The following is a 10,540-nucleotide window of genomic DNA, read 5'->3' on the forward strand; positions in this document are numbered from 1 at the left end:
AGCGGGCAACTGATTGGCGTAGCGCACCGGTCGCCGCGACCGGTCCGTCAACGCATCAATGCCATCCTCCTTGTAGCGATTGAAGATCTTGTAACCGGTCTTGCGCGAAATGCCGAAGTCCCGACACACCTCGCTCATCCCTTCGCCCTCCAGCAAGCGGGCGACAAATCGAAGACGCTCATCCATCACCGAAGTCTCTCTCCACGGCATCGACACCTCCCGGCCCAAAACCGAAAAGTGTAACCCATGTCTCCGGTACGAACTGTCACCTATCTCTCAGGTCGGGCAAACGTTCATCTCGCCATTCCGGGTTTCCCGAAACTGCGGATATGATCTAAGATGACGATATTGTTCTTTCACATAACAATCTCTGCGGAGGAGAATTCATGAACCCATCGGGTCAGGTAGCGGTCGTCACGGGCGGCGGTTCGGGTCTTGGCGAGGCGACCGCACGGGCGCTGGCAGCGAAGGGCGCGAAGGTTGCCCTGTTCGACGTCGCGTTCGACAAGGCGGAAGCGGTCGCGCGCGACATCGGCGGTCTCGCTGTCAAATGCGACGTGTCGAGCGAGGCCGACGCAGAGGCCGCGTTCGTTGAGGTCGGTTCGAAGCTGGGCGACGCACGCATCCTCGTTAACTGCGCCGGCATTGGCGTTGCCGCCCGCACGACCAGCAAGGAAGGCGCCCACTCGCTCGAGCTGTTCCGCAAGGTGATCACCATCAACTTGCTTGGCTCCTTCAACATGATCCGCCTGTTTGCCGTGCGCGCCGAAAAGCTCGATCCGATGGAGAGCGGCGAGCGCGGCGTCATCGTCAATACGGCTTCCGTGGCTGCTTATGACGGGCAGATCGGCCAGGCCGCCTACTCCGCCTCCAAGGGCGGCATTGTCGGCATGACCCTGCCGATCGCTCGCGACTTGTCGCGCTCGGGCATTCGCGTGATGACCATCGCACCGGGCATCTTCCGCACCCCCCTTCTCGCCGCACTACCAGAGGAGGCGCAGATTTCGCTCGGCCAGCAAGTGCCATTCCCGTCGCGTCTGGGCGAGCCGTCCGAGTACGGTGCACTTGCTCTGCACATCGTCGAGAACCAGATGCTCAACGGCGAAGTGATCCGCCTCGATGGCGCGATCCGTATGGCGCCTCGGTAAGACAAGCTTAGGTCCGGCGGTGTTTTCCCAGCGCCGCCGGACCGACACAATCCTTCGATTGTTGAGAAGCGTACTGCGCGCTATTCCTGCCCCAACTGTTCGAGCTTCAGGCGATGACCGAAACCAAAAAGGACGTTCTGCGCCCGACCGACGACGAGGCGATCCGCCTCGCCAAGACGCTGCTGCGCACCGCCCGCTTTGGTGCCCTCGCATTTCTTGATCCCGCAACAGGCGCTCCCTCTGTCAGCCGCATCGCAGTCGCCACCGACCATGACGGCACCTCGATCACCCTGATCTCGACGCTTGCCGCCCACACCGGCGGCCTTCTGGCCGATCCGCGCTGCTCACTGCTGGTCGGCGAGCCCGGAAAGGGCGATCCCCTCGCCTATCCGCGCATGACGATCGCCTGCCGCGCTGAGAAGGTTGCGGCAGATGCGCCGCAACTCGAACGCGTCAGGTGGCGCTTCCTGTCCCGCCATTCAAAGTCCAGACTGTATTCAGGCTTTGCCGATTTCTCGTTTTTTCGTCTGGTGCCACTGAACGCGAGCCTCAACGGTGGGTTCGGGAAGGCCTACGCGTTGGGGGCAGAACAACTGCTGACGAACAGCCCCGCAATCGACGCCGTCGCGGCTATGGAGCCCAGTGTCGTCGAGCATATGAACAAGGACCATGCGGACGCCGTCAGCCTCTACGCAACGCACTACGGCAAGGCTTCCGAGCCGGCGTCAGGCTGGGAAATGACCGGTATCGACGCCGAGGGATTCGACCTTGTCGCGGGCGAGAGGTGTGTCCGCATATTCTTCGACAAGCCGCTGCAGGAGGCCAAACAGGTTCGGCTCGCTCTGGTAGAAATGGCTGCCGCCGCTCGCGCTTTAGTCAGTGCCTCGCGCGCACATTTCCGCTTGTAATATTAGCGGGTTTCGAGGTAATTGTATGCAGCGTGACCTCAACGGTTGCGTTGCCATTTTTCGTCGGTGCCACTGCCCCCTGGCGACCGATGCTTTTGGCGACAGCGGGGAAGTAATGGTATCACTAGAACTTGTTCACAACGCCGAAACGGCGGCGGAGTTTCTTTCTGCAATTGGCAATGGCAAACGTTTCGCGATCCTTTGCCACCTGCTCCAGGGAGAAATGTCCGTGGGGGAGCTCGCGGAAAAGGTTGACCTCAGCCAATCCGCACTGTCGCAGCACCTGGCGAAATTGCGCGCCATGGGCCTCGTCAACACGAGGCGCGACAGGCAGATGATCTACTACTCGACGACCTGCGAGGAAGTGCGCGGCGTCCTGAAAACACTGGACCGGTATTTCGGCAGCAAGGAAGCGGCGTAGTCTCAGCCCTCCGCCGCATCGGGATCCTGAACGTCGTACGCGGATCGTGCGGCGTTTAGCTTTCGTGTCGCCTGCGCTATGGATCGGCCTGCTTGAAGTTGCGGGAAGCCCATGCCAGCCGAACCCATTCGCATCGAAGATCCGAACGATCCGCGCGTCGTCGCCTATCACGCCATCCGCGAACGAGACCTCATCGGACGCGAGGGGCTGTTCATTGCCGAGGGCAAGGTGGTCCTCAACGTCCTCTTCGCGGCGCGGCGGTTCGAGGCGTGCTCGGTTCTGATCCTGGAGTCGCGTTTGGCCGGCATGCAGGAGACCCTCGCGCTCGCGCCTGCTGACCTGCCGGTCTACGTGGCGTCGCAGGAGGTAATGGACCGCATCGCTGGCTTCCACATCCACCGTGGTATCTTGGCGCTTGGCAGGCGGCGGGCGGACATCAGCGCCGATGAATTGCTCACCTCCCTCCCCTCCCACGCATTGGTGGTGGCGCTGGTGGGCATCTCCAACCACGACAATGTCGGCTCGATCTTCCGTAATGCAGCCGCTTTCGAGGCAGACGCCGTATTGCTCGACCGCACCTGCTGCGATCCGCTCTACAGGAAGGCAATCCGCGTTTCGGTCGGGGCGGCGCTGAAGGTGCCATTCGCTTTTGCCGACAGTGCCCTCACTCTGTCGCAGGCGCTCGACCGCCACGGCTTTCGCCAGGTCGCGCTCTCGCCGAAGGGCGAATACGACATCACGAAGCTGCCGCCGGCTGAAAAGAACGCACTGTTGCTTGGAAGCGAGGGCGACGGCCTGCCGCCGGAACTGATGCAGCGGCTGCAGACGGTGCGTATACCGATGTCGTCGAGTTTCGACAGCCTCAACGTGGCTGCAGCCTCGGCGATCGCGCTGCACCGGATGTGGCGCGGCTGACGCGAAGAACCTCAGCTAGCCTTGCGCTTGGAAGGCGCGGGTGCCGGCTGCTGCTGCAGCATGCGGATCCTCTCGGCGAGGCTGACGCGGCCTTCCTGAGCCTTGCCGGCCTTGTCCTTGGCGAGAATGCGATTGATCGGAGACTCCGGACCTTCGATGCGCGCCGTAAGCGCGACAACCTCAGCTGCAAGCTCAGTGATCTGCTGGCGCAGCTGCTCGTTGGCACGCGCATGGGCTGACGAGTCGACGCCCGCACGCTTGAGCTTGCCAAGTTCGGCGCGCATCTGCCGGTTCTCTTCCGTGAGGGCTGCAACCCGCACTTCAAGTCCTGCACGACGGTCCCGTTCATCGCCAAGCTCAGCCTGCAGCACCCGCTCAGGCTTGGCGTCGTCCTTGAGCCTTTCCTTCAGCCGCTCCAGCTCCCGCTCGCGCCTTCCGAGCTTGTCCTCGAGCTCTGCGAGCTGCTTGGTCAGGCGGTCGACCTGCTTCTGCAATGACGCCGACTTCTTCTGCTCCTCCGTCAGCGCCACGCGCTGTGCCTTGGTCTCAGAAGCGGCCTCACGGGCCTTCTGCTCGGCGGCATTGCGGGCTGACTTGGCGGCAGCGAGATCCTGCAGCATCTGCTCGATCTTCGCTTCCTGTCCCACCAGCTCGATCTGCCGGCTGGAGGCGGCAAAACTCGCCTCGTCGTACATGTCGCCGAGCTTGCGGATCTCTTCTTCCTGCGCCTTGATTTGGGTCTCATGCTCGGCCAGACGGGCGGCAAGCGCCTCGATCTCCTGCACCCGGCTCGCCAACGCCTGCTCAAGCTCACTACCGCGCTCGACGAGCTCCGCAATCTTCTCGGTGCGTTCGGCGCGCTCCCGGTTCAATTCCCTGATTTCCTCGTCGCGCCGCTCAGCTTCGAGAGCTGCTTCGATGTTCTTTTCGTTCAGGGACTTGATCGTCATTTCCAGCTTGCGGATCTGGACGGCCGCCTCGGCACGGACCATGTCCTTTTCCGCCCTGATTTCGTTAAGCTTCAGCGGCATCGACGCCTCGATGCGCCGCCGGGTCAGCACGACCGCGCGCCGCCAGATTGCAGGCGCAACGAGCACGGCAATGAACATTGCCGTGAGGAAGCCCAGAATGAAGAAGAGCGCAGTCTGGATCACGATCGTCCGTCCACTCCCAGCCGCGCTCGTGAAGTCGCGGTTTCAAGCGCCCTATGTGCCACAACGACGCCGGCAGAATCCAGCGTCGCGCGGCTCGGCACGACGATTTGCGCCGTACTGTGTCTTTAGAACGGGTTCCAGGTCGGGCGGTCGGTCAGCTTCAGGTAGCCGACATTGACGCCGAGCCGTGCGCCGACGCCCGTGCGCACCGGCACCAGCAGCGTGTTGCCGTTCTTCAGCACGTTGAAGCCAAGGCCGGCGATGACATAGGCCGAGCCCGCCACGCCACCGTAGCGCGCGTAAAGGCTGGAGATACTGTCGAGGTTGTAGACCAGGATCATGACGCGCGAGCCCTGCCCGCCGAAATCCCAACCGAGCGACGGGCCCTGCCAGAACACCGGGTGGTCCCCGACATTCTTGGTGTAGAGCGTGCCCTCTCCGTAGGTCAGGCCGCCAATGAGGGCGCCAGAGCCCTCCTCGCCCAGAATATAGCCATTGGGCAGGCCGTGGTTCGCGAATACCTGCTCGATGACACTTGCCAGCCCGCCGGCGGCCGCGCCGAAGAACTGGTGGCCCGAGTCGACGATCTCCTGGGCAGTATAGGTGTCACCCGAGGATTGAGCTGATGCCGGCATCGTGAAGGCGAGCACCATCGCTACGAGCGCCCCGGCCACAAGGCGGAACATCTCACGGAGGAAAAGCCTGAAGGACATGTTTCCAATCTCCTCTGTCGAGCGGAACCGGCGGTTGCTCCCCCGCTGGCCGTCCGACCACACCCACACGCCGAACCAGGAAAAACTATGACGCAAACCTTATCCAATCATTAACCATTCCCAATGAGCCTAAAGGCCCAGCAATTGCGCCCAATTCCTTGTCCGGCATTGGATGCTGTGTAACCAATTTGGCAACGTCCGGCCGGTGATTCGCCACCGCCCAGCAGGGTTTGCTTCCGGACTCCGACCGACTGACTTCGCTTAGAGGGATCTATCTTCGATGGCCGACATTCTCACGCTAACCGCGCCGGAACTCGCTGCGCTCCTCTGCAGCCGGGTGTGCCACGACATCATCTCTCCGGTGGGAGCCATCAATAACGGTCTGGAACTCCTGGATGAGGGCGGCGCCGACGAAGATGCGATGCGCCTGATCCGCAGCAGCGCCAAGAATGCCTCGGCCCGCCTCCAGTTCGCCCGCATCGCATTTGGCGCCGCCGGCTCGGCCGGGATGCAGATTGACACCGGCGACGCTGAAGCCGTCGCCAAGGCGTTCCTCGCCAACGAGAAGCCGGAGTTCGAGTGGATTGGCGGCCGCGCCTACCTGCCGAAGAACAAGGTCAAGCTGCTGCTCAACCTGATCCTGATCGCCAATGCGGCCATTCCCCGCGGCGGCAAGCTGACGGCCGAGCTGCATGATCTCGAAACCTCGCCGCGCTTCACGCTGACCGCCAAGGGTCCGATGGTCCGCGTCCCAGCCCGCTTCCTCGAGCTGCACTCGGGCGTGAAGCCCGAGGAGCCGATCGACGCGCATGCGGTTCAGCCCTACTACACCATCCTGCTTGCACGCGAGGCCGGCATGACGATCAACATCCGCGCCTCCGCGGAGGAGATCACCCTCACCGCTGAGAGCAAGGCGGCTGACGATTAATCTCTTCTTCAGCACACCGCTTTCCGCGTTGTTTACGTTGCCCCTGTAGGTTGAACCCAGACGCCGGGGACCCTCCCCGGCGGGGACGCGGGGGTGTCTTGATGAAGCGCTGTTTGATCGTTGACGATTCATCCGTCATTCGCAAAGTCGCGAAGCGGATTCTGACAAGCATGGACATGCTGGTTATCGAGGCCTCCGATGGCCACGAGGCGCTGGCGATCTGCTCGGCCGAAATGCCGGACATCGTCGTCGTCGACTACGGCCTTCCGGACATCGATACGGTCGACCTGATCCGCCGCATTTCGGCGATGCCGGCAGGGGTACGCCCGCGCATCCTGCTCTGCCTGATCGAGTTCGACGTCGGAAACATCATGCGCGCCAAGCGTGCGGGTGCGGCCGGCTACATCCTCAAGCCGTTTGACCGAAACCTCCTCCTGGAGAGTTTCCGCGAGATGAGCGCGGCAGCCTGACGACGCCGCCAGCCCGCTAACGAAAAGGCTGCCGACTTTCGTCAGCAGCCTTTAGTTCCAATCGCAGCATTATCGGCGCTGGGGACGCGCGAGGCCGTCATCCATGCATCCGCAAGGACGTATGGAGAACGGCCTGATTTTTGTCAGGCGCTTTCGCGAATTTCCTCGGGCTCGCGCAGCACATAGCCACGGCCCCAGACGGTCTCGATGTAGTTCTGGCCGCCGGAAGCAGCGTCAAGCTTCTTGCGCAGCTTGCAGATGAACACGTCGATGATCTTGAGCTCCGGCTCATCCATGCCGCCATAGAGATGGTTGAGGAACATCTCCTTGGTGAGCGTGGTGCCCTTGCGTAGCGAGAGCAGCTCGAGCATCTGGTATTCCTTGCCGGTCAGATGCACGCGCTGGCCGCCGACTTCCACCGTCTTCGCGTCGAGGTTCACCACCAGGTCGCCGGTCTGGATGACCGACTGGGCGTGGCCCTTCGAACGGCGGACGATCGCGTGGATGCGGGCGATCAGCTCGTCCTTGTGGAACGGCTTGGTCATGTAGTCATCGGCGCCGAAGCCCAGGCCGCGGACCTTGTCCTCAATGCCGGCCATTCCCGACAGGATCAGGATCGGCGTCTTGACCTTCGACAGGCGCAGCGTGCGCAGCACCTCGTAGCCAGACATATCCGGCAGGTTCAGGTCGAGAAGGATGATGTCGTAGTCGTAGAGCTTGCCGAGATCCACCCCCTCTTCGCCGAGGTCGGTGGTGTAGACGTTGAAGCTCTCTGATTTTAGCATCAGCTCGATGCTCTGTGCGGTCGCACTGTCGTCTTCAATGAGCAGAACGCGCATAAATGTCCCCTTTCCCGCCGTGAATCCGGGTTAGGCCAGCGTCCGGTATCGGAACGGTTATTGCCTGAATCGGATGCTGCCACACAATGGTTAACAAAATCTGATTCAGTTGTGCAAGCGATATTCGTCCGTCTCAGCTACCGGCCGCATCTCATTGAATCAAAACCTGAATCTCCGAGAGCGGCTTCTAACGTATTGGATTAACGTTTGCCGCTAAGAGCCTCATCAAGAGTCACTTTGCGACGGTGGATGGGCCGGGCGTCTTTACCCGCCCTTAAGCCCTTTCGCCTATGATTAACAATGCGCGTAAACGAATGGTTACCGCGTCAGGCAGTTCTTAGTAATTTGTTTCCGGACTGGTTCAGTCCACGGGGGCAGAGGGGGTCGGTTCCGCCGTGATGGCGTAACCAACGCGTTCAGGAGTAGCGAGTGATGAAGTCACGTGAGAACCTGGTTCGGCTGAAGCAGTTTCAAGTCAACGAGAAGCGCAAGCAACTCGCGCAGCTGGACATGATGATCGCTGAATTCGACCGCATGGCGACGGAGCTTGAGCTGCAGATCGCCTCCGAAGAGAAAAAAGCGGGCATCACCGACGAAAACCATTTCGCATATCCGACCTTCGCCAAGGCCGCCCGTCAGCGCCGCGATAATCTGCGCAACTCGCAGAACGACCTGCGCATGCAGCGCGAGGCCGCAAATGCCGCACTGGAGGAAGCCGAAGCCGAGCTCGCCCGCGCCGAGATGCTGGAGTCACGCGGTCGTGATATCGATGCCGGCGCAAGTGCCCGCTCCGCGATGATCGGCTGACATCCGTCGATCTTAAAGTTCCTCGTCCTTCAGCAGCCGGCGCAAGCCGGCTTTCTTTTTATCTGATTGCGCCCAGCCGCCTTGCCCGGGGATTGCCCGCCTGCCCTGCCTGAACTGACACCGGCCCAAAACGAAAAACCCGGCGCAAGCGCCGGGTTCGTTCCGTACTTCGCCAGACCCGGTTAAGGCCCGCGGAAGCTGGTCGGTGGTTTGCGCCAGTCCAGTGTGGATCTGGCGCGAATGGCTAGTGCCGGTATTGCTGGATCCGCGTCGTGCGAAGTCCGGCAAGCCCATACTCGTCAATGGAAGCCTGCCAGGACAGGAACTCTTCCACCGTCAGCTTGTAGCGCTGACATGCTTCCTCCAGGCTAAGCAGCCCGCCGCGGACGGCAGCGACCACTTCGGCCTTTCGCCGGATCACCCATCTCCTCGTGTTCGACGGAGGAAGATCGGCGATCGTAAGCGGGCTGCCATCTGGTCCGATGACATACTTGACCCGCGGCCTAACCAGATCGGTCATGGTACTCTCTACACAAACTCAAGGACCCAATCACGGAGAAGTTAGCGCGACGGATTTAAAAATTGCCTAAGCGCTCGCTAAGGCATAGGTAACGTTTATGAATCCGCGGTTAGTGATTGCGCAGGCCATTGAAACAAATTCGAACGAACGGTTCGTGGCGAATTTGGCGGCTGCCGGTCCGCGCTTGACCTGCCCAGCCCGCCGAGTCATTTAGCCTCTCGACGGGACGGAGGAACTTCCCTCGTACCCTTGTCAAGGACCCGTTTAGCTATGAACAGCCTGGACCTTCCCGGACGCCCTGAAGATACCCGCGTCGTCGTCGCCATGTCTGGCGGCGTTGACTCGTCTGTTGTCGCGGGCCTGCTGAAACGGGAAGGCTACGATGTCGTCGGCGTGACGCTGCAGCTTTACGATCATGGCGCGGCCGTGCATCGCGCGGGCTCCTGCTGCGCGGGCCAGGACATCGACGACGCACGTCGCGTCTCCGAGACGCTTGGCATCCCGCATTATGTTCTCAATTACGAGCAGCGTTTCCGCGAGGCGGTTATCAATCCCTTCGCCGAAAGCTATGTCGCGGGCGAGACGCCGATCCCGTGCGTCGCTTGCAACCAGACCGTCAAGTTCGCCGACCTTCTGTCGACCGCGCGCGAACTCGGTGCCGATGCGCTCGCGACCGGCCACTACATTCGCTCCGCACCCAACGGCAAGCACCGCGCCCTCTACCGCCCGGTCGATGCCGACCGCGACCAGAGCTATTTCCTGTTCGCCACGACGCAGGAGCAGATCGACTTCCTGCGCTTCCCGCTCGGCAGCATGTCGAAGCCGCAGGTGCGCGAGGCAGCACTCGCCATGGGCCTGTCTGTCGCCAACAAGCAGGACAGCCAGGACATCTGCTTCGTTCCCCAGGGCAAGTACACCGACATCATCGCCAAGCTGAAGCCGGCGGCGGCAACGCCCGGCGACATCGTCCACATCGACGGGCGCGTGCTTGGTCAGCACGAAGGCATCCTGCGCTACACGATCGGCCAGCGCCGCGGCATCGGCATTGCCTCGGGCGAGCCGCTCTATGTCGTTCACCTGGATCCCGAGAACGCCCGCGTCATCGTCGGCCCGCGTTCGGCGCTCGAGACGCACAAGCTGTTCCTGCGAGACGTCAACTGGCTGGGCGACGGCCCGCTGGCGGAAATCCCGGCCGGCGGAATGGAGCTCTACGCCAAGGTGCGTTCGACGCGTCCGCCCCGCCCTGCCGTCCTTCACTCTGAAGATGGCACCGTCTGGGTCGAGCTCGTCGACGGCGAGAGCGGCGTCGCACCGGGCCAGGCTTGCGTACTCTATTCTGACGACGGCGATGCTGCCCGCGTCTTCGGCGGCGGCTTCATTGACCGCACCGAGCGTTGCGCGGAAGCCGAGGAGATGCTGACGCGCCTCTCGACCAATGCGGCGCTGCGCAAGTCAGCCTGAAATTTTTCTCCAAGAATCTGGTGAAATGAAAAGGGGTCCGATCGGGCCCCTCAGACCACTGACAAACCCGCCGATTTTTTTGGCGGGTTTTTCGTTTGGGCGGGATGACAGAGCGCAGGGGCGCTGCCGGCGCCTGACGAAGTGAAGATAATGAAGGGGCGAGAGGGCCTCATGCCCCCGCCAGGCGGGGCTGGCGGGTGAGTGCCAGGGCGATCTTCTTCATGTTCTGGCTGGCGGCTGCCAGCAGGCATTGCCA

The 10,540-nt window shown here is 62.0% G+C and carries 13 protein-coding genes; 8 read left to right on the forward strand and 5 right to left on the reverse strand.

Going from position 1 to position 10,540, the window contains the following annotated elements; genetic code table 11:
- The coding region (locus L630_RS0119725) for a helix-turn-helix domain-containing protein (RefSeq protein ID WP_245263819.1) at nucleotides 1-186 on the reverse strand (186 nt) is incomplete at its 3' end.
- A gap of 200 nt (nucleotides 187-386) precedes the next feature.
- On the opposite strand from L630_RS0119725, the gene L630_RS0119730 reads away from it, so the two are divergent.
- The 4 genes from L630_RS0119730 to L630_RS0119745 all read left to right on the forward strand — a co-directional run bounded on the left by L630_RS0119730 (nucleotide 387) and on the right by L630_RS0119745 (nucleotide 3,392).
- Nucleotides 387-1,148, forward strand: a complete 762-nt coding sequence (locus tag L630_RS0119730; protein ID WP_024849916.1) for a 3-hydroxyacyl-CoA dehydrogenase — start codon at nucleotides 387-389, stop codon at nucleotides 1,146-1,148.
- 113 nt (nucleotides 1,149-1,261) lie between these two features.
- The gene (locus L630_RS0119735; RefSeq protein ID WP_024849917.1) at nucleotides 1,262-2,056 is read left to right on the forward strand and encodes a DUF2470 domain-containing protein; all 795 of its coding nucleotides are present in this window, start codon (nucleotides 1,262-1,264) and stop codon (nucleotides 2,054-2,056) included.
- A 115-nt stretch (nucleotides 2,057-2,171) separates the two neighbouring features.
- Nucleotides 2,172-2,477, forward strand: coding sequence for a metalloregulator ArsR/SmtB family transcription factor (locus tag L630_RS21905; protein ID WP_034331038.1), 306 nt, complete (start codon nucleotides 2,172-2,174; stop codon nucleotides 2,475-2,477).
- 111 nt (nucleotides 2,478-2,588) lie between these two features.
- Nucleotides 2,589-3,392, forward strand: coding sequence for an RNA methyltransferase (locus L630_RS0119745; protein ID WP_024849918.1), 804 nt, complete (start codon nucleotides 2,589-2,591; stop codon nucleotides 3,390-3,392).
- 11 nt (nucleotides 3,393-3,403) lie between these two features.
- On the opposite strand, the gene L630_RS0119750 is transcribed toward L630_RS0119745, so the two are convergent.
- Together L630_RS0119750 and L630_RS0119755 are read right to left on the reverse strand one after the other, a co-directional pair.
- Nucleotides 3,404-4,546 (reverse strand): hypothetical protein, encoded by a 1,143-nt coding sequence (locus L630_RS0119750; protein WP_024849919.1) that lies wholly within the window; start codon nucleotides 4,544-4,546, stop codon nucleotides 3,404-3,406.
- A 125-nt stretch (nucleotides 4,547-4,671) separates the two neighbouring features.
- Nucleotides 4,672-5,259, reverse strand: coding sequence for an EipA family protein (locus L630_RS0119755; RefSeq protein ID WP_024849920.1), 588 nt, complete (start codon nucleotides 5,257-5,259; stop codon nucleotides 4,672-4,674).
- A 280-nt stretch (nucleotides 5,260-5,539) separates the two neighbouring features.
- Here L630_RS0119755 and L630_RS0119760 point away from each other — a divergent pair, with 280 nt between their 5' ends.
- Together L630_RS0119760 and L630_RS0119765 are read left to right on the forward strand one after the other, a co-directional pair.
- Nucleotides 5,540-6,187: a histidine phosphotransferase family protein gene (locus tag L630_RS0119760; RefSeq protein WP_024849921.1), complete on the forward strand. Its 648-nt coding sequence runs from the start codon at nucleotides 5,540-5,542 to the stop codon at nucleotides 6,185-6,187.
- Nucleotides 6,188-6,288: 101 nt separating this feature from the next.
- Entirely contained in the window at nucleotides 6,289-6,657 is a 369-nt protein-coding gene (locus L630_RS0119765; RefSeq protein WP_024849922.1) for a response regulator, read from the forward strand.
- Nucleotides 6,658-6,800: 143 nt separating this feature from the next.
- Here the strand turns inward: L630_RS0119765 and ctrA are convergent, their stop codons facing one another.
- Nucleotides 6,801-7,496 (reverse strand): cell cycle two-component system response regulator CtrA, encoded by a 696-nt coding sequence (gene ctrA, locus L630_RS0119770; protein WP_024849923.1) that lies wholly within the window; start codon nucleotides 7,494-7,496, stop codon nucleotides 6,801-6,803.
- Nucleotides 7,497-7,928: 432 nt separating this feature from the next.
- On the opposite strand from ctrA, the gene L630_RS0119775 reads away from it, so the two are divergent.
- Nucleotides 7,929-8,303, forward strand: coding sequence for a hypothetical protein (locus L630_RS0119775; protein WP_024849924.1), 375 nt, complete (start codon nucleotides 7,929-7,931; stop codon nucleotides 8,301-8,303).
- A gap of 244 nt (nucleotides 8,304-8,547) precedes the next feature.
- Here L630_RS0119775 and L630_RS0119780 read toward each other — a convergent pair whose 3' ends face one another.
- On the reverse strand, nucleotides 8,548-8,823 hold the full coding sequence (locus tag L630_RS0119780) for a DUF1153 domain-containing protein (protein ID WP_024849925.1): 276 nt from the start codon (nucleotides 8,821-8,823) through the stop codon (nucleotides 8,548-8,550).
- A gap of 270 nt (nucleotides 8,824-9,093) precedes the next feature.
- Between L630_RS0119780 and mnmA the strand changes: the two genes are divergently transcribed.
- Nucleotides 9,094-10,284, forward strand: coding sequence for a tRNA 2-thiouridine(34) synthase MnmA (gene mnmA, locus L630_RS0119785; protein WP_024849926.1), 1,191 nt, complete (start codon nucleotides 9,094-9,096; stop codon nucleotides 10,282-10,284).
- Nucleotides 10,285-10,540: the final 256 nt, after the last annotated feature.

The organism is Aminobacter sp. J41, from assembly GCF_000526635.1.
GTDB lineage: Bacteria > Pseudomonadota > Alphaproteobacteria > Rhizobiales > Rhizobiaceae > Aerobium.